20 protein-coding genes and 1 other RNA gene are annotated in these 22,363 nt (G+C 71.7%); 17 read left to right on the forward strand and 4 right to left on the reverse strand.

What is annotated here, in order from left to right; genetic code table 11:
- Window positions 1-71: 71 nt before the first annotated feature.
- From Q673_RS27620 to Q673_RS27635, 4 genes are read right to left on the reverse strand one after another with little or no spacing between them, the layout of a single operon-like run.
- Window positions 72-650 (reverse strand): BON domain-containing protein, encoded by a 579-nt coding sequence (locus Q673_RS27620; RefSeq protein ID WP_023005944.1) that lies wholly within the window; start codon window positions 648-650, stop codon window positions 72-74.
- A 5-nt stretch (window positions 651-655) separates the two neighbouring features.
- Entirely contained in the window at window positions 656-1,249 is a 594-nt protein-coding gene (locus Q673_RS27625) for a phosphoheptose isomerase (RefSeq protein ID WP_023005945.1), read from the reverse strand.
- A gap of 25 nt (window positions 1,250-1,274) precedes the next feature.
- Window positions 1,275-1,643 carry a YraN family protein gene (locus tag Q673_RS27630; RefSeq protein ID WP_023005946.1) on the reverse strand — a complete coding sequence of 123 codons (369 nt, stop codon included), beginning with the start codon at window positions 1,641-1,643 and terminating at the stop codon, window positions 1,275-1,277.
- The gene (locus Q673_RS27635; protein ID WP_023005947.1) at window positions 1,627-3,381 is read right to left on the reverse strand and encodes a penicillin-binding protein activator; all 1,755 of its coding nucleotides are present in this window, start codon (window positions 3,379-3,381) and stop codon (window positions 1,627-1,629) included. The genes Q673_RS27630 and Q673_RS27635 overlap by 17 nt, the downstream gene beginning before the upstream one ends.
- A gap of 47 nt (window positions 3,382-3,428) precedes the next feature.
- Between Q673_RS27635 and rsmI the strand changes: the two genes are divergently transcribed.
- The 17 genes from rsmI (at window position 3,429) to lpxC (ending at window position 22,264) form a co-directional block, all read left to right on the forward strand.
- Window positions 3,429-4,286: a 16S rRNA (cytidine(1402)-2'-O)-methyltransferase gene (gene rsmI / locus Q673_RS27640; protein ID WP_031218112.1), complete on the forward strand. Its 858-nt coding sequence runs from the start codon at window positions 3,429-3,431 to the stop codon at window positions 4,284-4,286.
- Window positions 4,287-4,334: 48 nt separating this feature from the next.
- Window positions 4,335-4,687: RNase P RNA component class A (gene rnpB / locus Q673_RS35560), an RNA gene on the forward strand.
- A gap of 53 nt (window positions 4,688-4,740) precedes the next feature.
- Window positions 4,741-5,694: a 16S rRNA (cytosine(1402)-N(4))-methyltransferase RsmH gene (rsmH, locus tag Q673_RS27645; protein ID WP_023005949.1), complete on the forward strand. Its 954-nt coding sequence runs from the start codon at window positions 4,741-4,743 to the stop codon at window positions 5,692-5,694.
- A gap of 18 nt (window positions 5,695-5,712) precedes the next feature.
- Window positions 5,713-6,036, forward strand: coding sequence for a cell division protein FtsL (gene ftsL, locus Q673_RS27650; protein WP_023005950.1), 324 nt, complete (start codon window positions 5,713-5,715; stop codon window positions 6,034-6,036).
- Entirely contained in the window at window positions 6,033-7,754 is a 1,722-nt protein-coding gene (locus tag Q673_RS27655) for a peptidoglycan D,D-transpeptidase FtsI family protein (RefSeq protein WP_023005951.1), read from the forward strand. Before ftsL ends, Q673_RS27655 begins: the two co-directional genes overlap by 4 nt.
- 11 nt (window positions 7,755-7,765) lie before the next feature.
- A complete protein-coding gene (locus tag Q673_RS27660) occupies window positions 7,766-9,280 on the forward strand; it encodes a UDP-N-acetylmuramoyl-L-alanyl-D-glutamate--2,6-diaminopimelate ligase (protein ID WP_031218114.1) in 1,515 nt (504 codons plus the stop codon).
- Window positions 9,277-10,644 (forward strand): UDP-N-acetylmuramoyl-tripeptide--D-alanyl-D-alanine ligase, encoded by a 1,368-nt coding sequence (locus Q673_RS27665; RefSeq protein WP_023005953.1) that lies wholly within the window; start codon window positions 9,277-9,279, stop codon window positions 10,642-10,644. Before Q673_RS27660 ends, Q673_RS27665 begins: the two co-directional genes overlap by 4 nt.
- Window positions 10,645-10,653: 9 nt before the next feature.
- Entirely contained in the window at window positions 10,654-11,736 is a 1,083-nt protein-coding gene (gene mraY / locus Q673_RS27670; protein WP_023005954.1) for a phospho-N-acetylmuramoyl-pentapeptide-transferase, read from the forward strand.
- Window positions 11,736-13,142: a UDP-N-acetylmuramoyl-L-alanine--D-glutamate ligase gene (gene murD, locus Q673_RS27675; protein ID WP_023005955.1), complete on the forward strand. Its 1,407-nt coding sequence runs from the start codon at window positions 11,736-11,738 to the stop codon at window positions 13,140-13,142. The genes mraY and murD overlap by 1 nt, the downstream gene beginning before the upstream one ends.
- Entirely contained in the window at window positions 13,139-14,341 is a 1,203-nt protein-coding gene (gene ftsW / locus Q673_RS27680; RefSeq protein WP_023005956.1) for a putative lipid II flippase FtsW, read from the forward strand. The genes murD and ftsW overlap by 4 nt, the downstream gene beginning before the upstream one ends.
- Window positions 14,338-15,429 (forward strand): undecaprenyldiphospho-muramoylpentapeptide beta-N-acetylglucosaminyltransferase, encoded by a 1,092-nt coding sequence (gene murG, locus Q673_RS27685; RefSeq protein WP_023005957.1) that lies wholly within the window; start codon window positions 14,338-14,340, stop codon window positions 15,427-15,429. The genes ftsW and murG overlap by 4 nt, the downstream gene beginning before the upstream one ends.
- Window positions 15,430-15,478: 49 nt before the next feature.
- A complete protein-coding gene (gene murC / locus Q673_RS27690) occupies window positions 15,479-16,891 on the forward strand; it encodes a UDP-N-acetylmuramate--L-alanine ligase (RefSeq protein ID WP_052004226.1) in 1,413 nt (470 codons plus the stop codon).
- A complete protein-coding gene (locus Q673_RS27695) occupies window positions 16,888-17,817 on the forward strand; it encodes a D-alanine--D-alanine ligase (protein WP_023005959.1) in 930 nt (309 codons plus the stop codon). The genes murC and Q673_RS27695 overlap by 4 nt, the downstream gene beginning before the upstream one ends.
- Window positions 17,814-18,539 carry a cell division protein FtsQ/DivIB gene (locus tag Q673_RS27700; RefSeq protein WP_031218115.1) on the forward strand — a complete coding sequence of 242 codons (726 nt, stop codon included), beginning with the start codon at window positions 17,814-17,816 and terminating at the stop codon, window positions 18,537-18,539. Before Q673_RS27695 ends, Q673_RS27700 begins: the two co-directional genes overlap by 4 nt.
- Before the next feature lie 194 nt (window positions 18,540-18,733).
- Window positions 18,734-20,023 carry a cell division protein FtsA gene (gene ftsA, locus Q673_RS27705; RefSeq protein WP_031218116.1) on the forward strand — a complete coding sequence of 430 codons (1,290 nt, stop codon included), beginning with the start codon at window positions 18,734-18,736 and terminating at the stop codon, window positions 20,021-20,023.
- Between the two features lie 35 nt (window positions 20,024-20,058).
- Entirely contained in the window at window positions 20,059-21,240 is a 1,182-nt protein-coding gene (ftsZ, locus tag Q673_RS27710; RefSeq protein ID WP_023005962.1) for a cell division protein FtsZ, read from the forward strand.
- Between the two features lie 112 nt (window positions 21,241-21,352).
- Window positions 21,353-22,264 carry a UDP-3-O-acyl-N-acetylglucosamine deacetylase gene (gene lpxC / locus Q673_RS27715; protein WP_023005963.1) on the forward strand — a complete coding sequence of 304 codons (912 nt, stop codon included), beginning with the start codon at window positions 21,353-21,355 and terminating at the stop codon, window positions 22,262-22,264.
- Window positions 22,265-22,363: the final 99 nt, after the last annotated feature.

The following is a 22,363-nucleotide window of genomic DNA, read 5'->3' on the forward strand; positions in this document are numbered from 1 at the left end:
CTCGGGCCTGCCGTTTCGCGTTTCAGACAGGGTGATCGGTGGGACCTGCCCCCCGATCATGTCTGTTCCGGTCAGTCGAGGTAGTCGAACACCTTGACGATGCGCTGCATGCCGCCCAGCTCGGCGACGGCAGAGGCGATGCGCTCGCCCTCGGCGCGGGTCACGATGCCCATCAGATAGACGCTGGCGTTCTCGGTGATGACCCGGATGCGGCTAGTGTCGATGCTCTCGTTGGCCGCCAGGTGGGTACGGATGCGGGTGCTGAGCCAGGTGTCCGCGATCTTCTGGGTGGCGGGCAGGTTGCCGGCGACGGTGAGCTCGTTGTGCACCGTGCGCACGTTGCGCACCTGGCGCGCCACCTCGCTGGCCTTGGCCTTGAGCTCCTCGCTGGGCACCTGGCCGGTGAGCAGCACCACGCCGTTGTAGCTGTCGACGTTGATGCGGGCGTCGCCGAGGCGGGCATCGGTGCGGCCGAGGTTGTGGCCGATCTTGGTCTCGATGCTGTGGTCCTCGACCTGGGTGCCGGCGGTGCGCTTGCCGTAGTTCTCGTCGATGGTGCCCTGGTGGGTCACGCTGGTGACGGTGGTACAGCCGGCCAGTCCCAGCAGGGTGGCCAGGAGGAGGGAGGTGAGCAGGGGGATGCGGGTCATGGGGATCACTCGCTGGTTCCGAAGAGCTGTTCGTCGATCAGGTCGCACAGGCAGTGGATCACCAGCAGGTGAACCTCCTGGATGCGCGCGGTGGAGGTGGCGGGGACGCGGATCTCGCAGTCGTCCTGGCCCAGCAGCGAGGCCATGTTGCCGCCGTCGCGGCCGGTCAGCGCCACCACCGTCATGTCGCGGTCATGGGCGGCCTGGATCGCCTGGATGACGTTGGCCGAGTTGCCGCTGGTGGAGATGGCCAGCAGGATGTCGCCGGGCTGGCCCAGGGCGCGCACCTGCTTGGAGAAGACCTCGTTGTAGCTGTAGTCGTTGGCGATGGAGGTGAGTGTCGAGGTGTCGGTGGTCAGCGCCATGGCGGGCAGGCTGGGCCGTTCGCGCTCGAAGCGGTTGAGCAGTTCCGAGGAGAAGTGCTGGCTGTCGCCGGCGCTGCCGCCGTTGCCGCAGGCCAGGATTTTGCCCTCGTTGACCAGGCACTGGACCATCATCTGGCTGGCCACCTCGATGAAGGGCGGCAGCACCTCGCTGGCGTAGGTCTTGGTGTCGATGCTGGCGTTGAAGTGGCCGAGTATGCGCTGCTGGAAATCCATGCGGGGTCGGGTTCCTCTGGCGGAGTCAGGTGGCCTCGAAGGCGTTGACCACCCACTGGATGTCGAGTTCGGGCGGCAGGCCGGTCACCGCCACCACGTCGAACCGGCAGGGACATGATAGCCGGTTGCGCTGGAGATAAAAACGCGCCGCCCGGACCAGGCGGCGCTGCTTGGTGGCGGTCACGGTCTCCAGCGGATGGCCGTGACGGCTGTCGGCGCGGTGGCGCACCTCGACGAACACCAGGGTCTCACCGTCGCGCATCACCAGGTCCAGCTCGCCACCCTTGGCGTGCTGGTTGGCGGCCACCGCGGTCAGGCCGCGCGCTTCCAGCCAGGCCGCGACACGGCGCTCGATGGCCGCGCCGCGGGCGCGGGCGTCACGGGGCCCGGTCATCGCCGAACAGGCCCGGGATCAGCACAGGCTGGGGTACACCGTTGACGAAGCGAGCCCAGGGCAGCAGGCGCTCGACCCGACCGTCGGGCCGCGGCCGCAGGGTGCCGGTGGCGCCATGCAGCTCGCTGCCCGCGACCGCCTGGAGCTGCGGCAGGCGCCGGGCCAGCTCGAAGGCATCGACGCCCATGGCGTGCAGCCGGAAGAGGTTGGGGTCGGACTCCTCGCGCAGGCGGCGGTAGCTCTCGGCGTAGGGCAGGGCCTCCTCGCCCCCCACCGCGGCGTCGGGGATCTGCCAGGGGATGTCGAGGAACAGCACGTCGTCGAGGTCGGCGTCGAGGCGCGGCTCAAGCTGGCCGCTGAAAAGGTGGGAGGTGGCATAGACCGGCAGCTCCGGGGCGCCATAGTAGTCCAGGGTGGGCGGCACCTGGCGGGCATAGTCGGGCAGGGCGAGCAGGAACAGCAGGTCGGGCCTGGCGTTGGCGATGGCGCGGCGGGTGCTCTCGGTGGCGGCGGCCTCGGGGTTGTAGCGCACCGCGTTGGTCACCTCGCCGCCCTGGGCCTGCCACTCGTCCCAGAACGCCTCGCCGACGCGGCGGCCCCAGTCGTTGTCGGGCACCAGCAGGGCGGCGCGGCGATGGCCGTCGCCCCAGGCGCGCCGGGCCACCTGGCGCGCCTCGTCCTCGGCGGAGAGGCCGTACTGGAAGAGGCCATTGGCCCGGTTGCGCTCGCCCTCGCCATAGTTGAGCGCCAGGGTGGGCAGGGGCACCCGTTCGCCGCGCTCCAGGGCGCTGACGCTACCCTTGTCCAGGGGGCCGAGCACCACCTGGGCGCCGCGGTTCTCGGCCTCGCGGTAGAGCGCCTCGAGGGGGGCGGCGGCGCTGTCGAGGAAGCTCAGGCGTACGTCGGCATCCTGCGCCAGGCGATGGCGGGTGCGGATGCCCGCGGCGATGGCGCCGGCGATGCGCGAGAGCGGGCCGGACTCCGGCAGCAGCACCGCGATGTGGCGCACCTCCTGGCCGCTCAGCTCACGCAGGGCGAGGAGGTCGGCGGGCAGCCGGCGGGCCGCCGGGTGGCGAGGGTGACGCTCCCGCCAGTCATCCAGGCGCCGGAACAGGCGCTCGATGTCCCCGCCACCGCTGCGCACCGTCTCGGCCAGCGTCACCCAGCCCTGGGTCAGGGCGTCGTCGCGGCTCTCGCCGAGACGGCTCAGGCGACGGCCATCGAGCCCCGCGAGGGCGCGCCAGATGGCGTCATTGAGCGCCTCGTCGTCGGTCACGGCCTGTACTCGCAGCAGCGCCTCGGCCGCCGCCGCGGGCTGCTCCTCCTCGAGCAGGGCCAGCCCCCGCTGCTCGCGCAGGGTCAGGGCCTGCTCCCGGTTCAGCGCCAGGGCGTCGAGGTTCTCGGTGGCGCGGATCACCGCGGCGGGGTTGCCCTCGCTCTCGCCGAGGTCGGCCAGCAGCAGCGCCCAGCGGGTACGTGGCTCGGCCGGGAGGCGGTCGTCCGCGAGCGCCATGGCGATCTCCAGTGCCTGGGTGCGGTCGCCCTGGCGTGCTAGGATGGTGGCCGCCTCGAGCCGGGTGCGGGCCGCCTGGTCCGGTGCCTGCTGCTCGGCCTGGGCCAACAGGCGATCGGGGTCTTCGTCGATGACGCGCTCGACGATGCCCGGCCGGGTGGCACAGCCGGCCAGCAGCAGCGCGAGCAGTGCGTAGGCCACGAGGCCGCGTGTCAGGTTGCCCATGAATCCTTCCTTTTTCCGTCCTATCGGGAGCCCGCCGAGGAGGCGACGTGTCTGAACCGAACTCCGCTGCATTGTACGTGGTCGCCACGCCGATTGGGAATCTGGCCGACCTGAGCCCCCGTGCCGCGGCGGTGCTGGGGGAGGTGGCGCTGGTCGCCGCCGAGGATACCCGCCACACCGCGCGGCTGATGCGTCACCTGGGCCTCTCGGTGCCCATGCTCTCCCTGCACGAGCACAACGAGGCGGCGCGCGTGGAGCAGCTGGACGCGCGTCTGGCGGCGGGGGAGTCCATCGCCCTGGTCTCTGATGCCGGCACGCCGCTGATCAGCGATCCCGGCTTCGTGCTGGTGCGCGAACTGCGCGCCCGCGGGCGGCGCGTGGTGCCGATCCCGGGGGCCTGTGCGCTGGTGGCGGCGCTCAGCGCGGCGGGCCTGCCCACCGACCGCTTCGCCTTCCAGGGCTTCCTGCCGGCCAAGGGGGGCGCACGGCGTGCGCGGCTGGAGGCGCTGGCGGGGCGCGAGGAGACCCTGGTCTTCTACGAGTCGCCCCACCGCATCCGAGACACCCTGGCGGATATCGGGGCGGCCCTCGGCGAGCGCCGCGTGGTGCTGGCCCGGGAGCTGACCAAGGCCTTCGAGACCTTCCTTGCCGGCAGCGCCGGCGAGCTGCTGGCGCAGCTCGAGGCCGACCCCAACCAGGCGCGCGGCGAGTTCGTGGTGATGCTGGCCGGCGCCGCGCCGCGTGCCGCGGAGACCAGCGCCGAGGTGGAGGGCGAGGCGCTGCTGGCCGCGCTGCTCGCCGAGGGCGTCGGGGTCAAGCAGGCCGCCTCGGTCGCCGCCCGGCTGCTGGGTGGCGCCCGGAAGGCCTGGTACGCCCGTGCCCAGGCGCTCAAGGAGGCGACCTGACGCCGCTCGACATTGAGGGGCGTGCGGGGCGCTGGTATCCTTGCCGCGGGAGTCGGCCAGACAGTCGCCGCCGGAGCGATCCGGGGGAGGAAAGTCCGGGCTCCACAGGGCAGAGTGCCAGGTAACCCCTGGGCGGCGCGAGCCGACGGAAAGTGCAGCAGAGAGTAGACCGCCTACGTCTCCCTCGGGAGGCCGGCAAGGGTGAAAGGGTGCGGTAAGAGCGCACCGCGCGCCTGGTAACAGTGCGTGGCACGGTAAACCCCACTCGGAGCAAGACCAAATAGGAACCCGCTGGCGTGGCCCGCGCCGGGTTCGGGTAGGTTGCTCGAGGGGCGCGGTGACGCGCCCCCTAGATGAATGACTGTCCACGACAGAACCCGGCTTATCGGCCGGCTCCCCCGTTTTCATTGCGGTGGCGTCACTCCCGCCACCCCCGCCCTGGATCGAGAAGCGCATGCCATCCGCCCCTGAATCTTCCCCGCGCGGTTTCCGTCATGCCAGCGTGCTCCTCGATGGTGCCGTCGATGCCCTGGTGCATGACCCCGCCGGTGCCTACCTGGATGGCACCTTCGGACGTGGCGGCCACTCCCGGGCGATCCTCGAGCGCCTGACGCCCCAGGGACGCCTGCTGGCCATCGACCGTGACCCCCAGGCCATCGCCGAGGCGGAAAGCCTCGAGGACCCGCGGTTCACCATCGAGCAGGGCGAGTTCGCCCGGCTCGGCGAGATCGCCCGCGCCCACGGCCTGCATGGCCGCCTGTCCGGCATCCTGCTCGATATCGGCGTCTCCTCCCCCCAGCTCGACGACCCCGAGCGCGGCTTCAGCTTCCTGCGCGACGGCCCGCTGGACATGCGCATGGACCCCACCCGCGGCGAGAGCGCGGCGGCCTTCATCGCCCGCGCCGACGAGGGGGAGCTTGCGCGGGTGTTCAAGGAGTACGGCGAGGAGCGCTACGCGCGGCGCCTGGCCAGGGCGATCGTGGCGCGACGCGGCGAGCATCCCTTCGAGCGCACCGCCGACCTGGCCGAGGTGGTCAAGGTCGCGCACCCCGCCTGGGAGAAGCACAAGCATCCCGCCACCCGGGTGTTCCAGGCCCTGCGCATCCAGGTCAACGGCGAGCTCGAGCAGCTCGATGCGGCCCTCGAGGCGGCGCTGGAGGCGCTGGCCCCGGGCGGCCACCTGGTGGTGATCAGCTTCCACTCGCTGGAGGATCGCCGCGTCAAGCGCTTCATTCGCCACCACGTGCGCGGCGATACCCATCTGCCCCGGGGCGTGCCGATCCGCGACGAGCAGCTCGAGCGGCGCCTGGAGGCGCTGGGCAAGGCGCGGCGCCCGGGGGAGGTGGAGGTCAGGGAGAACCCCCGCGCCCGCAGTGCCGTGATGCGGGCGGCCCGCAAGCGCTACTAGCGACTAGAAGGAGACGGCATGACGCAGGGAAGGTCGTTCACCGCTCGCCTCGCCTGGCCCTCGGCGCTGCGCCTGAACCTGTCGGCGCTGGTGGTGCTGGCGCTGCTGCTGGCCTGCCTGGGCAGCGCCCTCGCGGTGATCGGCGTCAGCCACCTCACCCGTGAGCAGTATGCGCAGTTGCAGCGCCTCGAGCGCGAGCAGCAGCAGCTGCAGACCGAGTGGGGCCAGCTGCTGCTGGAGGAGAGCGCCTGGTCGTCGCCGGCGCGCATCGAGCGCCTGGCCGTGGAGCGCCTGGAGATGCGGCTGCCCGGCGTCGACGAGGTGGAGGTGATCCGCCCATGAGCAGCGAGGTCAGAAGCGGCGTCTCGCCGCGCCGCCCCCCGCCCACCGCCCCCATGGGGCACTGGCGCTACCGCGTGATGCTGGCGCTGGTCCTGCTGGGCCTGGCGCTGCTGGTGGGACGCGTGGGGATCCTGCATGTGGTCGACCGCCCCTTCCTGCAGGGGCAGGGGGATGCCCGCACCCTGCGCACCGACCCGCTGCCCGCCCACCGCGGCATGATCGCCGATCGCCATGGCGAGCCGCTGGCCATCTCCACGCCGGTGGTGACCCTGTGGGCCAACCCCCAGGATGTGCCCGAGGATCCCATCCAGCGGGCCCGGCTCGCCACGGCGCTGGGCATGGCGCCCTCGGCGCTCGACGAGCGCCTGGCGCGCTATGCCGACCGCGAGTTCATGTACCTGCAGCGCCGAATGACCCCCGAGGCGGCGCAGCGGGTGCTGGCGCTGCGCGTGCCCGGGGTCTACCGCCAGGACGAGTACAAGCGTTACTACCCGGCCGGCGAGGTCGCCGCCCAGCTGCTGGGGGTGACCAACGTCGACGACGTGGGCCAGGAGGGGCTGGAGCTCGCCTACCAGTCCTGGCTCTCGGGCACCCCGGGACTGCGTCGCGTGCTCAAGGACCGCCGCGGCCGGCTGGTGCGCGATCTCGAGGTGCTACGCGAGGCCAAGCCTGGCGGCGAGCTGACGCTTTCCATCGACCAGCGCCTGCAGTACATGGCCTACCGCGAGCTCAAGGCGGGCGTCGCCGAGCACGACGCCGACGGTGGCGTGGTGGTGATGCTCGACGCGCGTAGTGGCGAGGTGCTGGCGATGGCCAACCAGCCCTCCTACAACCCCAACGACCGCACCGGCCTCGACCCCCAGGGGCTGCGCAACCGCGCCATCGTCGACGCCTACGAGCCCGGCTCGGTGGTCAAGCCGCTGGCCATGGCGGCGATGCTCGATGCCGGTGGTCTCTCCCCCGAGACCCGGGTGGATACCTCCCCGGGCTGGATGCGCATCGATCGCTTCACCATCCGCGACGTGCGCAACTACGGCGAACTGGACCTGGCCGGGATCCTCGAGAAGTCCTCCAACATCGGCATGTCCAAGCTGGTGCTGCGCTTCGATGAGCCGGTGGTCCCCCAGCTCTACCGTCGCCTGGGCTTCGGCCAGGCCCCGGGCACCGGCTTCCCCGGCGAGGCCACTGGCGAGGTGCCGGCGCCGGTGCGCTGGTCGAGCAGCCAGTGGGCGGCGCTCTCCTACGGCTACGGCCTCTCGGTCACGCCGCTGCAGCTGGCCAGCGCCTTCACCGCCATCGCCAACCAGGGGCGCCTGTTGCCGCCCTCCCTGTTGCGCCAAGACGCGCCCGTCCAGGGGGAGCAGGTGATCTCGCCCGAGGTCGCCCGCCAGGTGCTGGACATGATGGATGAGGTCGTCGAGCCCGGCACCGGGGCGCGGCGCGCCGAGGTGCCGGGGTACCGGGTCGCCGGCAAGACGGGTACGGTGCGCAAGACCGGCACCGGTGGCTATCAGGAGGACGCCTATCGCGGCTTCTTCGTGGGCATCGCGCCGGTCTCCGACCCGCGCATCGTGGTGGTGGTGATGATCGACCACCCGCGTGGCGACTCCTACTATGGCGGTGCGGTGGCCGCGCCGGTGTTCTCCCGCCTGGCCGGCAGCGCCCTGCGCCTGCTCGATGTTCCCCCCGACCAGACCGACGTCGAGGCCTCCCCATGACACACGACCCCATGACCGTATCTTTGACCCGCCTCGGCGAGACCCTGGCGCGCCTCTGGCCCGGTAGCGACGCGGGGCTGGCCGGCGACGACATGACCCGGCTGCAGACCGACAGCCGTCGCCTGGCGCCGGGGGACGTCTTCGTGGCGGTGCCCGGGGTGGCCGGCGACGGCCGCGACTTCATCGCCGCGACGCTGGCCGCCGGGGCGGCCGCAGTCCTGTGTCACGCCGGCGATGGGCGGCCTTGCCCGGAGCAGGTGCGCGTGGTGCCCCTGGTGGGGCTGCGCGAGCGGCTGGGTGAGCTTAGCCGCGAGCTCTACAGGGTGCCCGAGACGCTGGAGCTGATCGCCGTCACCGGCACCAACGGCAAGAGCTCGGTCACCCACTACCTCGCCGAGCTGAGCCAGGCCACGGGCGTCGAGGCCGCGGTCATCGGCACCCTGGGCAGCGGCCGCCCCGGGGCGCTAGTCGAGAGTGGCCTGACCACGCCCGGGCCGCTGTCCCTGCAGGCGACCCTGGCGGGGCTCGCCGCCGACGGCATCGGCCGGGTGGCCATGGAGGTCTCTTCCCATGCCCTGGAGCAGGGCCGCCTCGACGGCTGCCGGGTGAGCGCCGCGGTCTTCACCAACCTCAGCCGCGACCACCTCGACTACCACGGCAGCATGGCCGCCTATGCCGCCGCCAAGGCGCGGCTCTTCCGTCGCCCGGAGCTGCGGCTGGCGGTGGTCAACGGCGACGACCCCCTGGCGCGGCTGATGCTGGCCGGGCTGCCGGGGGGCCGGGAGGGGCCTGTCCGGGTGCTGGCCACCGGCGGCGACGAGGCGGTGACCCTGCGGGTGCTGGAGCGCTTCCCCCATGCCGGCGGCCAGCGTGCCCTGGTGGCGACCCCCGAGGGGGAGCGCGAGCTCGACCTGCCACTGGTGGGACGCTTCAACCTCGACAACGTGCTACTGGCCATTGCTACCCTGCACGGCCTGGGCCACCCCCTCGCGGCGCTGTTCGAGGCGGCCCGCCGATTGACCCCGGTGCCCGGGCGCATGGAGGTGCTGACCCAGCCCGGCGCGCCCACCGTGGTGGTCGACTACGCCCATACCCCCGACGCCCTGGACAACGCCCTGGGGGCGCTGCGCGACCACCTGCCGGGGCAGGGGCGCCTGTGGTGCCTGTTCGGCTGCGGCGGCGATCGCGACCCCGGCAAGCGCGCTCCCATGGCCGCCGCCGCCGAACGCCACGCCGAGCGGCTGGTGATCACCGATGACAACCCGCGTGGCGAGGACCCCGCGGCGATCCGCGAGCAGGTGCTGGCCGGGCTCACCCCGGCCGGACGCGAGCGCGCCCGGGTGGTCGCCGGGCGCGGCGCGGCCATCGCCGCGGCGCTGGCCGAGGCGGCCCCCGAGGACGTGGTGCTGATCGCCGGCAAGGGGCACGAGACCTACCAGGAGGTGGCGGGGGTGCGCCACCCCTTCGACGACCGCGAGGTCGCCCGCCAGGCGCTGGCCGCGCGCGGCGGGGAGGCGGGCCGATGAGCCGCTGTGGACTCGCCAGCCTGGCCGAGGTGGCCCGCGCGCTGGGGCTTGCCGCCCCGGCGCATGACCTGCCACTGCGAGCCATCGAGACCGACACGCGCCGGCTCGCCCCCGGGGACCTCTTCGTCGCCCTGCGCGGCGAGCGCTTCGATGCCCACGACTTCCTGGCCCGGGCCCGCGAGGCCGGTGCCGCGGCCGCCGTGGTGGAGCGCGCGGTGGACGATCCCCTGCCGCAGCTGGTGGTGGCCGACAGCCGCCTGGCCCTGGGCCTGCTGGGTCGCGCGCGGCGAGAGGCCTGGGGCGGGCCGCTGGTGGCGGTGACCGGCAACAGCGGCAAGACCACCGTCAAGGAGCTGCTCGCCGCGCTGCTCGGCCGTCGCGGCGAGACCCTGGCCACCCGCGGCAACCTCAACAACGACATCGGCGCGCCGCTGACCCTGCTGGCACTCACCCCGGCCCACCGCCAGGCGGTGGTGGAACTGGGCGCCAACCACCTGGGCGAGATCGCCTGGACGGTGGGCCTGGCACGGCCCCGGGTGGCGGTGATCACCAACGTCACCGGTGCCCACGTCGGCGAGTTCGGCGGCATGGGCCGGATCGCCCAGGCCAAGGCGGAGATCCTCGCCGGCCTGCCCGCCGACGGGGTGGCGGTGCTCAACCGCGACGATGCCTACTTCGCCACCTGGGCGCGCCTCGCCGCGCCCCGCGAGGTGCTCGACTTCGGGCTGGGGGAGGGCGCCCGGGTCACCGCCCGGGACCTGGCCGCGGACGCCCTCGGGCGCTATGCTTTCACGCTTGTCGTCGACGGCCGCCCGCTCGGCCGGGTCGCCCTGCGGCTGATGGGGCGCCACAACGTGGCCAACGCCCTGGCGGCGGCCGCCGCCGCCCTGGCCATGGGCCTGGCGGGCGAGGCGGTGGTGGCGGGGCTCGGCGCGGTGGCGCCCATGGCCGGTCGCCAGGCGGTGGTGGCCGGGGTGCGCGGCTCGCGCCTCATCGACGATACCTATAACGCCAACCCCGGGGCGGTGAAGGCGGCGCTGGCGCTGCTGGCGGCGCTGCCCGCCCCGCGCTGGTGCCTGCTGGGCGCCATGGGAGAGTTGGGAGAGGCGTCCGAACGGCTGCATGCCGAAGTCGGGCGCCACGCGCGGGAACTGGGGATCGACTTCCTGGGCACCCTCGGCGAGGCGGCGCGTCCCGCCAGCCGCGCCTTCGGCGACGCCGGGTGCCATTTCGACGACCGCGAGGCGCTCACACGCCACGTGCTCGACCATCTTCCCCCCGGGGCCAGCGTGCTGGTCAAGGGGTCGCGCAGTGCCGCCATGGAGCGCGTGGTGGCGGCGCTGCGCGATGACACCACAGGGTAAACGCGATTCATGCTTCTGCATCTTGCCGATTTCCTGGCGCAGTACTTCAGCGCCTTCCATGTGTTCAACTACCTCACGCTGCGGATGATCCTCGGCACCCTCACCGCGCTGGTGCTCTGCCTGTGGCTGGGGCCGGTGGTGATCCGCCGCCTGGTCGAGGGGCAGATCGGCCAGGCGGTGCGTGACGATGGCCCCCAGTCGCACCTCTCCAAGGCCGGCACCCCTACCATGGGCGGCGCCATGATCCTGATGGCCATCGCCGTGAGCACCCTGCTGTGGGGCGATCTGACCAACCACTACGTGTGGATCGTGCTGGCGGTGACCCTGGGCTTCGGTGCCATCGGCTGGGTCGACGACTACCGCAAGGTGGTGGAGAAGAACCCCCGTGGCCTGCCGGCGCGCTGGAAGTACCTCTGGCAGTCGGTGATCGGCCTGGCGGCGGCGGTGCTGCTCTATGTCACCGCCGCCTCGCCGGTGGAGACCAGCCTGATCGTGCCGCTCTTCAAGGAGTTCGTGCTGCCCCTGGGGCTCTTCTACGTGGTGCTCACCTACCTGGTGATCGTCGGCAGCTCCAACGCGGTCAACCTCACCGACGGGCTCGATGGCTTGGCGATCATGCCCACCGTGCTGGTGGCCATGGGGCTGGGGATCTTCGCCTACGCCAGCGGCAACGCGGTGTTCGCCGACTACCTGCAGATCCCCTCCATCCCCGGCGCCGGCGAGCTGGCGGTGTTCTGCGCCACCATCGCCGGCGCCGGCCTCGGCTTCCTGTGGTTCAACACCTACCCCGCCCAGGTCTTCATGGGTGACGTGGGGGCGCTGGCGCTGGGCGCGGCGCTAGGGGTGGTGGCGGTGATCGTGCGCCAGGAGATCGTGCTGTTCATCATGGGGGGCATCTTCGTTATGGAGACGGTGTCGGTGATCCTGCAGGTGGGCTCCTACAAGCTCACCGGGCGGCGCATCTTCCGCATGGCCCCGCTGCACCACCACTACGAGCTCAAGGGCTGGCCCGAGCCCCGGGTGATCGTGCGCTTCTGGATCATCACCGTGGTGCTGGTGCTGATCGGCCTGGCCACCCTCAAGGTGCGCTGATGAGCGAGATCGCCCGTGATGCCGCCGTCGGCCGGGTCCCCCCGGGTACCACCCTGGTGGTGGGGCTGGGGCTCTCGGGGCGCGCCATCTGCCGCCACCTGTCGCGCCGGGGCGTGCCCTTCATGGTGGCCGACACCCGCGAGGCGCCACCGGGGCTCGAGGACTTCCGTGCCGCCCACCCCGGGGTCGCCGTGCACTTGGGCCCCCTCGACGCTCTGGATCTCGAGGCGGCCGAGGAGGTGGTGCTGAGCCCCGGTATCGACCCCCAGGCCCCCGGGCTCGAGGCCTTGGCCGGGCGCATCCGTCCCGCCACCGGCGAGCCGTGCCTGGTCGGCGAGATCGCGCTCTTCGTGCGCGAGGCGCGTGCGCCCATCGCCGCCATCACCGGCTCCAATGCCAAGTCCACCGTGACCACCCTGGTCGGCGAGATGGCCCGCGAGGCCGGGGTGCGGGTGGCGGTGGGCGGCAACCTGGGCACCCCGGCCCTGGACCTGCTGGCGGAGCGCCCCGACGCCCAGCTCTTCGTGTTGGAGCTCTCCAGCTTCCAGCTCGAGACCACGCCCTGCCTCGGCGCCGAGACCGCGGCCTTCCTCAACCTCTCCGAGGACCACCTCGACCGCCACGGCGACATGGCCGGCTACCGGGCCGCCAAGCTGGGGGTCTTCCGCGGCGCGCGCCACGCCGTGGTCAACGCCGAGGACCCCGCCACCTGGCCGGAAACCGAGGTGCCGGCCCTCGAGCGCTTCACCACCCGCGCCCCGGCGGCGGGGGAGTGGGGCATCGGCCACCACCGGGGCGCCGAGTGGCTGATGCATGGCGAGGCGCCGCTGATGCCGGTGGCGGCCATGCGCCTGGCGGGGCGCCACCACCAGGCCAACGCCCTGGCGGCGCTGGCCATGGGCCATCGCCTGGGCCTTCCGCTCGCCGCCATGCGCGCGGTGCTGACGCGCTTCCCGGGGCTGCCCCACCGCAGCGAGCTGGTGGCACAGGCCGGCGGCGTGCGCTGGATCAACGACTCCAAGGGCACCAACGTGGGCGCCACCCTGGCCGCCATCGCCGGCCTCGGGCCGACCCTCGACGGGCGCCTGATCCTGCTGGCCGGCGGGGTAGGCAAGGGCGCCGACTTCACCCCCCTGGCCGAGCCGTTGGCGCGCTTCGGCCGCGAGGCGATCCTGTTCGGCGCCGATGCCGGGCGCCTCGAGGCGGCCCTCGCGGGGCACCTGGACGTGACCCGGGTGGCGGACCTCGCGAGCGCCCTGGCGCGTGCGGCGACGATCGCCGCGCCGGGCGACGCCGTGCTGCTGTCGCCGGCCTGCGCCAGCCTCGACCAGTTCGCCAACTACGCGGCCCGCGGCGACGCCTTCCGCGCCTGGGTCGAGCGGCACCTGGCGGAGGTCTCCCCATGAGCCGGCTGGCACGCCTGCGCGAGGCGCTCTCCACCCGCGATCACCCCTTCGACGGCTGGCTGCTGGTGGCGGCCCTGTCGCTGCTGCTGGTGGGGCTGGTCATGGTCACCTCCGCCTCCACCGGGGTGGCGGCGAGCCTCACCGGCAACCCCTGGTACTTCGGGCTGCGCCACGGGACCTTCCTGGTCGGTGCCCTGGTCATCGCCACGCTGGTGCTGCGGGTACCGCTGGGCTGGTGGAAGGCCAACGGGCCGCTGCTGCTGCTGGTAGGCATCCTGCTGCTGGTGCTGGTGCTGCTGGTGGGGCGTGAGGTCAACGGCAGCCGGCGCTGGCTCTCGGTGCCCGGTGTGCCCTTCAACCTCCAGGCCTCGGAGCTCGCCAAGCTGTTCCTGATCGTCTACCTGGCGGGCTACCTGGAGCGCTTCCTGCCCCAGGTGCGCCGCGACTGGGGCGCCTTCCTGCGCCCGCTGGTGGTGCTCGGCGTGTTCGGCGTGCTGTTGATCCTCGAGCCGGACTACGGTGCCGTGGTGGTGATGACCGGCTGCGTGATGGGGATGCTGCTGATGGCCGGCGCCCCCTGGGGGCGCTTCCTGCTGCTGGCGCTGCTGGTGGCGGCGGGCGGTGCCGCCCTGGCCGTCGCCGAGCCCTACCGCATGGCACGCCTGACCAGCTTCATCGACCCCTGGGCCGACCAGTTCGCCAGCGGCTACCAGCTCACCCAGGCGCTGATCGCCTTCGGCCGCGGTGGCTGGCTGGGCATGGGGCTGGGCAACAGCGTGCAGAAACTCTTCTACCTGCCCGAGGCCCACACCGACTTCGTCTTCGCGGTGCTCGCCGAGGAGCTGGGGCTTCTGGGCGCGGTCGGCGTCATCGGCCTCTTCGCCCTGCTGGTATGGCGGGCCATGGCGGTGGGGCGGCGCGCGGAGCTCGCCGGGCTGGCCTTCGCCGCCTACCTCAGCTACGGCATCGCCCTGGTGCTGGGTGCCCAGGCCTTCATCAATATCGCGGTGAGCAGCGGCATGCTGCCCACCAAGGGACTCACCCTGCCGCTGCTCAGTTACGGCGGCTCGAGCCTGGTGGTCAGCGCCGCCATGGTGGCGCTGCTGCTGCGGGTGGACATCGAGACCCGCCGGGCCTGGCGGCGCCGGCAGTCGGCGGCGCCCCGACAGGTCCCGCTCGGTCAAGGAGGGACGCCATGAACGACACCACCCCACGCCGCCGGGTCCTGATCATGGCCGGCGGCACCGGCGGCCACGTGATTCCCGCGCTCTCCCTGGCCCGTGCCCTGCAGGCCCGGGGCGTGGCGGTGGCCTGGCTGGGCAGCCCGCGTGGCATCGAGAATCGTCTGGTGCCCGAGGCGGACATCGTGCTGCACCGCATTCGCGTGGCCGGGCTGCGCGGCAACGGCCTGGCCGGCTGGTTGCTGGCGCCGATCCACCTCACCCGTGCCGTCTGGCAGGCCTGGCGGGTGATCCGCGCGTTCGACCCCCAGCTGGTGGTGGGGCTGGGTGGCTTCGCCAGCGGCCCCGGTGGTCTCGCCGCCTGGCTCTCGCGGCGTCCGCTGGTGATCCACGAGCAGAACGCCGTGGCCGGGCTGACCAACCGGGCCCTGGCGCGCCTGGCGCGGCGGGTCTATGCGGCCTTTCCGCAGGCCTTCCCCGGCCGCGCCGAGGTGGTCGGCAACCCGGTGCGCGCCGAGATCGCGGCCCTGGGGGAGACCCCCCGCGACAGCGCCGGGATGGCCGGTCGCCCGCTGCGCCTGCTGGTGGTGGGCGGTTCACTGGGTGCCCAGGCGCTCAACCAGGGGCTGCCCGAGGCGCTGGCGCGCCTGCCCGCGGCGCGGCGGCCGGAGGTGCGCCACCAGGCCGGGCGCGACAAGGAGGCCGCCACCCGCGACGCCTACGCCGAGCATGGCGTGGCCGCCGAGGTGTCGCCCTTTATCGACGACATGGCCGAGGCCTACGCCTGGGCCGACCTGGTGGTGTGCCGCGCCGGTGCCCTGACGGTGGCGGAGCTGGCCGCCGCCGCCAAGCCGGCGCTGTTCGTGCCCTTTCCCCACGCCGTGGACGACCACCAGACCGCCAACGCCAGGGCGCTGGTGGAGGAGGGCGCGGCGGAACTGCTGCCCCAGTCCCGACTTTCCGCGGCGACGCTGGCCGAGCGGCTGGCGGCGCTGCTCGACCCCGACACTCTTGCCACCATGGCGTCGCGGGCCCGTGCCTGCGCCCATCTTGACGCCGTCGAGCGCCTGGTGGCCGGCTGCATGGAGACAGGCTTTGAGCGATAGCATAACCGCAGAGGCGCCCGTGACGGCGCGTCATGGCCGCGGGCTCGGCATGCGCCGCATCCGCACCATCCACTTCGTGGGCATCGGCGGCGCCGGCATGTGCGGCATCGCCGAGGTGCTCGCCAACCAGGGGTACCGGGTCACCGGGTCCGACCTGCGCGAATCGGCGGTGGTCGCCTCGCTGCGCGATGCCGGCATCCGCGTGGCGATCGGCCACGCCGCCGAGCACGTGGCGGGCGCCGACGTGGTGGTGGTCTCCACCGCGGTGGACGAGGGCAATCCCGAGATCGAGTGGGCCCACGACCACCGCGTGCCGGTGGTGCGCCGCGCCGAGATGCTTGCCGAGCTGATGCGCTTCCGCCACGGCATCGCGGTGGCCGGCACCCACGGCAAGACCACCACCACCAGCCTGACCGCGACGCTGCTCGGCGAGGGCGGCCTCGATCCCACCTTCGTGATCGGCGGCCGGCTGACCAGTGCCGGCAAGAACGCACGGCTGGGGGAGGGCGACTACCTGGTGGCCGAGGCCGACGAGTCGGACGCCTCCTTCCTCCACCTGCAGCCCATGGTGTCCATCGTCACCAACATCGATGCCGACCACATGAGCACCTACGGCGGCGACTTCGAGCGCCTCAAGGGCACCTTCGTCGAGTTCCTGCACAACCTGCCCTTCTATGGCCTGGCGGTCCTGTGCATCGACGACGAGCATGTGCGCGGCCTGCTCGACGCCGTCAGCCGCCAGTTCGTCACCTACGGCTTCAGCGAGGACGCCGACTACCGCATCGAGGACTTCGTCCAGGCCGAGGGCGAGGTGCGCTTCACCGCGCTGCGCCCCGGTGGACTGGCGCCCCTGCCGGTGCGCCTGGCTATGCCCGGGCGCCACAACGCCCTGAACGCCCTGGCCGCCATCGCCGTGGCCACCGACGCCGGCGTCGAGGATGCCGCCATCCTGCGCGGCCTGGCAGGCTTCCAGGGGGTAGGGCGGCGCTTCCAGGTGCATGGCCGCTTCCCGGCGCCGGGTGGCGAGGGCGAGGTGATGCTGGTGGACGACTACGGCCACCATCCCCGCGAGGTGGAGATGGTGATCCGGGCGGTGCGCGCCGGCTGGCCCGAGCGCCGCCTGGTGATGCTCTACCAGCCCCACCGCTACTCGCGCACCCGGGATCTCTTCGAGGACTTCGTGCGGGTGCTCTCCGGTGTCGACACCCTGCTGCTGCTCGACGTCTACGGCGCCGGCGAGGCGCCGATCCCCGGCGCCGAGGGTCGCACCCTGGCGGGCTCGATCCGACAGCGTGGCGCCATCGACCCGATCTTCGTCCAGGACAAGGCCGAGCTGCCCGCGCTGCTGGGGCGCGTGCTGCGTCCCGGCGACATCCTGATCACCCAGGGGGCAGGGGACATCGGCGGCATCTCCCTGGCCCTGGCCGAGGCGGCCCTTGAGCTCGACGAGGTGAGCCTATGAAGCGGGTGAGCGAACTGGGGCGGGTGGCGGTGCTGTTCGGCGGCAGCTCCGCCGAACGCGAGGTGTCGCTGAAGAGCGGCCGGGCGGTGCTCGCCGCGCTCAAGCGCGCCGGGGTCGATGCGGTCGGCTATGACTCCGCCGACGGCGGCCTGGTGGGGCTCGAGGCGCTGGCCCCCGATCGCGTCTTCATCGCCCTGCACGGACGTGGCGGCGAGGACGGTACCCTGCAGGGGGCGCTGGAGCTGCTCGGCATCCCCTATACCGGCAGCGGCGTGCTCGCCTCGGCGCTGGGCATGGACAAGCAGCGCACCAAGCTGGTGTGGCAGGCCCTCGACTTGCCGACCCCGGCGGCGGAGATGCTCGGCGCGGACGCCGACTGGCGGGCGGTGGTGGAGCGCCTGGGGCTGCCGCTGATCGTCAAGCCGGTGCACGAGGGCTCGACGCTGGGCATCAGCGTGGTGAGAAGCGCCGAGGCGCTGGCCGAGGCCTACCATGCGGCGGCCCGCTACGACGCCAGGGTGATGGCCGAGGGCTTCATCGCCGGGGAGGAGTACACGGTGTCGCTGCTCGGCGATGAGGTGCTGCCGGCGATTCGCGTCGAGGCCGCCGGGGGCTTCTACGACTACGAGGCCAAGTACCTCTCCGACGAGACCCGCTACCACCTCCCGTGCGGCCTGTCGGCGGCGGAGGAGGCCGAGCTTGGTGAGCTCTGTCGCCAGGCCTTCGCCGCGGTGGGCGGCGAGGGCTGGGGACGGGTCGATGTGATGCGCGACGCCGAGGGGCGCTTCTGGCTGATCGAGGTCAATACCTCCCCGGGCATGACCGACCACAGCCTGGTGCCCCAGGCGGCGGCGCATGTGGGCATCGACTTCGAGACACTGGTGCTGCGCATCCTGGCCACCACCCTGGCGCCCCGGTCGGCATGAGTCGGCGCGGTGGATGGCTCGGGGTCGTGCTGCTGCTGCTGGTGTTCGGTGCCGGCGGGCGGGCGCTGTGGCTGTGGCTCGACCGGCCCCTTGAGCGGGTCTCCATCGGCGGTGACCTGACCCATGTGAACGCCGACTACCTGCGTGCTGAGCTGACGCCCTTGCTGCGCGGGCGCACCTGGCTGTCGGTGGACGTCGCCGAACTGCGCCAGGAGGCACTCGCCATCGACTGGATCGCCGAGGCGCGGGTCAGCCGCGAGTGGCCCAACGCCCTGACCTTCGAGCTGGTGGAGGAGGTGCCGGTGGCGCGCTGGAACGATGACCAGCTGCTCAACCCCCAGGGCGAGCCCTTCGCCATCGGGCCGGTGTCGCCGCCCGGCGACCTGCCGGATCTCGCCGGGCCGCCGGGCAGCGGGGCCGAGGTGCTCGCCTACCACGAGCGCCTCGCCACGCGCTTCGCCGAACTGGACCTGCCGCTCACCCAGCTGCGCCTGGAGCCGCGGGGCGCCTGGCGCTTCCAGCTCGACGAGGGGGTGTGGGTGATGCTCGGCCGCAGCGACCGCGAGGGACGCCTGGCGCGCCTGGTCGCCGCCTGGCAGCGCCAGCTGGCGCGCCAGGCGTCGCATATCCGCTACATCGACCTGCGATACCCCAACGGGGTCGCGGTGGCCTGGCATGGTGAAACCGAACCCCTCGAGGTCGACGACGGGCGCGAGGGGTGATCGCCTTTTTTCTGTGAAACACGCATGTCGAAGGGCATTCGCCTGTTTCTTTCGGAGCAAAATCGCCGTATCGTGGAGGGGCTTTTTGGTTGCGGGGTGGAGGAACTCGCCCCGTTGTTCCTATAATTGGCCCCAGGTTCATTTTCATGTTGCAGGCTCGAAAACGGGCCAGGATCGAGGAGAGTTCCCGACTCATGGCAGGTCCATCCAACGTGTCCAATATGGTAGTCGGGCTGGATATCGGAACGTCCAAGGTGGTGGCGATCGTGGGGCAGCCCACCGATGACGGTGGCATCGAGATCGCCGGTATCGGCTCGCACCCCTCCCGCGGAATGAAGAAGGGCGTGGTGATCAACATCGAGTCCACGGTGCAGTCCATCCAGCGCGCCGTGGAGGAGGCCGAGCTCATGGCCGGCTGCGACATCCACTCCGTCTACGTGGGCGTCGCCGGCAGCCATATCAGCTCCATGAATTCCGACGGGGTGGTGGCCATCAAGGAGCGCGAGGTCACTCCCTCCGACATCGACCGCGTCATCGACTCCGCCCGCGCCCGTGCCATCTCGGAGGGGCAGCGGGTATTGCACGTGCTGCCCCAGGAGTTCGCCATCGATGCCCAGGGCGGTATCCGCGAGCCGCTGGGCATGTCCGGCGTGCGCCTGGAGGTGCGGGTCCACCTGGTCACCGCGGCCCTCAATGCGGTGCAGAACATCGAGAAGTGCGTGCGCCGCTGCGGCCTGGAGGTCGACGGCATCATCCTCGAACAGCTCGCTTCCAGCATGGCGGTGCTCACCGAGGACGAGCGCGAGCTCGGGGTCTGCATGGTCGACATCGGTGGCGGCACCACCGACATCGCGGTGTTCACCGAGGGAGCCATCCGCTACACCGCGGTGATCCCCATCGCCGGCGACCAGGTCACCAACGACATCGCCATGGCGCTGCGCACGCCGACCCAGCACGCCGAGGAGATCAAGGTCAAGTATGCCTGCGCCCTGACCCAGCTCGCCGCCAGCGACGAAATGATCAAGGTGCCCAGCGTGGGCGACCGCCCCGCCCGCGACCTCTCCCGCCAGGCGCTTGCCGAGGTGGTAGAGCCGCGCTACGAGGAGCTCTTCACCCTGGTGCGCGACGAGCTGCGCCGCAGCGGCTACGAGGACCTGGTGGCCGCGGGTGTGGTGCTGACCGGCGGCACCGCCCGCATGGAAGGGGTGGTGGAGCTGGCCGAGGAGATCTTCCATATGCCGGTGCGCATCGCCTGTCCGCAGAACGTGCGCGGCCTGGCCGATGTGGTACGCAATCCGATTTATTCGACCGGAGTCGGTTTGTTACATTACGCTTTGCAGGAGACACGGCAGGGGCACGGTCGACAGGCACAGGGCAGCATGATGTCCGCACAGCCCCGGCGCGAGGACGCCGCCCGACGCGGCGACAGGGAAGGATCCTCCGCGCTGGCGAGGCTGAAGGGCTGGTTGAAAGGAAATTTCTGACAGGATCGCCAGCGGCGGTTCAGGAGACGGGGCAAATGTTCGAACTGGTAGATAGTGCACCCTCAAGCAGCGCGGTCATCAAGGTGATCGGCGTGGGTGGCGGCGGTGGCAACGCCGTCAACCACATGGTCGAGAGCAACATCGAGGGCGTGGAGTTCATCTGCGCCAACACCGATGCCCAGGCGCTCAAGCGCGTGGCGGCCAAGACCGTGCTCCAGCTCGGCAACGAGATCACCAAGGGCCTCGGTGCCGGGGCCAACCCCGACGTCGGCCGCCAGGCGGCCATGGAGGATCGCGAGCGCATCGCCGAGCTGCTCGAGGGTGCCGACATGGTGTTCATCACCGCCGGCATGGGCGGCGGCACCGGCACCGGCGGTGCCCCGGTGGTGGCCCAGGTGGCCAAGGAGCTGGGCATCCTCACCGTGGCCGTGGTGACCCGTCCCTTCCCCTTCGAGGGGCCCAAGCGCATGCGTGCCGCCGAGGAGGGCATGAAGGAGCTCTCCGAGCACGTCGACTCGCTGATCACCATTCCCAACGAGAAGTTGCTCTCGGTGCTGGGCAAGAGCGCCAGCCTGCTCACCGCCTTCAGTGCCGCCAACGACGTGCTGCTGGGCGCGGTGCAGGGCATCGCCGAGCTGATCACCAGCCCCGGCATCATCAACGTCGACTTCGCCGACGTGCGCACCGTGATGTCCGAGATGGGCATGGCGATGATGGGCACCGGCGGGGCGGTGGGCGAGAACCGTGCCCGCGAGGCTGCCGAGAAGGCGATCCGCAGCCCGCTGCTCGAGGACATCGACCTCCACGGCGCCCGCGGCATCCTGGTCAACATCACCGCCGGCCCCGACCTCTCCATCGGCGAGTTTAACGACGTCGGTGCCACCGTCCAGGAGTTCGCCTCCCAGGACGCCACCATCGTGGTGGGTACCTCCATCGACATGGAGATGAGCGACGAGCTGCGGGTCACCGTGGTGGCCGCCGGCCTGGAGGGGCAGCAGCAGCGGGCGGCGGCGAGCCGCGAGAGCGTCAAGCGCAGCGAGGGCGGCGACTATCGCCGCTCCGCCCAGTCCGGGGTGGCGGCACGCCAATCCTCCGCGGCCGTGGCGCGCAGCCCCGAGCCCGAGGAGGCGCCCAAGCCCCGCGCCGAGAAGCGGCGCTCCCAGGAGCTCGACGACTACCTCGACATCCCGGCGTTCCTGCGCCGCCAGGCCGATTGAGGTCGACTATCGGGGTCATCGGCCGTGCCGGACGAGCTTTCTTTGTTGAAACGCTCGTTCGGTGTTATAGTGAACGGTGTTTGATAATCCGAGAACCGCCTGGCCACAGCCCATGATCAGACAACGCACCCTGAAGAACGTCATCCGCGCCACCGGCGTCGGCCTGCACTCCGGCAAGAAGGTCTACATGACCCTGCGGCCGGCGCCCGTGGACACCGGTATCGTCTTCGTGAGGACCGACCTCGATCCCGAGGTGCAGATCCCGGCGCGGGCCGAGCTGGTCACCGACACCACCCTGTGCACCGCCCTGACCCATCAGGGTGCCAAGGTCGCCACCGTTGAGCACCTGATGTCCGCCCTGGCGGGCCTGGGGATCGACAATGCCTACGTCGACCTCAGCGCCGCCGAGGTGCCGATCATGGATGGCAGCGCCGGGCCCTTCGTGTTCCTGATCCAGTCCGCCGGCATCAGCGAACAGAACGCCGCCAAGAAGTTCATTCGCATCCGGCGCGAGGTCACAGTACGCGACGGCGACAAGGAGGCCACCTTCCGCCCGCATCGCGGCTTCAAGGTGGGTTTCTCCATCGACTTCGACCATCCGGTGTTCGAGGATCAAACCCAGACCGCCATGGTGGACTTCTCCACCACCTCCTTCGTTAAGGAGGTCTCGCGGGCGCGTACCTTCGGCTTCATGCGTGACCTGGAGTACCTGCGCTCCCACAATCTGGCGCTGGGCGGCAGCCTCGACAACGCCATCGTCGTGGACGACTACCGCATCGTCAACGAGGGCGGCCTGCGCTACGACGACGAATTCGTCAAGCACAAGGTGCTGGACGCCATCGGCGACCTCTACCAGCTGGGCCACAGCCTGATCGGCGAGTTCCACGGCGTGAAGTCCGGGCATGCCCTCAACAACCAGCTCTGCCGTGCGCTGATGGCGCAGCCCGATGCCTTCGAGGTGGTCACCTTCGAGGACGAGGGTCAGGCCGCCCCGATCTCCTACGCCGCCCCCGCCATGGCCTGACCCCGGCTGCGCCGGGAGCTGTAAGCCATAAGCTAAGCTGTAAGAGAGCCGCCCCCGTGGTCATGCCACGGGGGCGGTTTGCTTGTGCGCCAGGCATGG

It is taken from the genome of Halomonas sp. PBN3 (assembly GCF_000475415.1).
Classification (GTDB): domain Bacteria; phylum Pseudomonadota; class Gammaproteobacteria; order Pseudomonadales; family Halomonadaceae; genus Halomonas; species Halomonas shengliensis.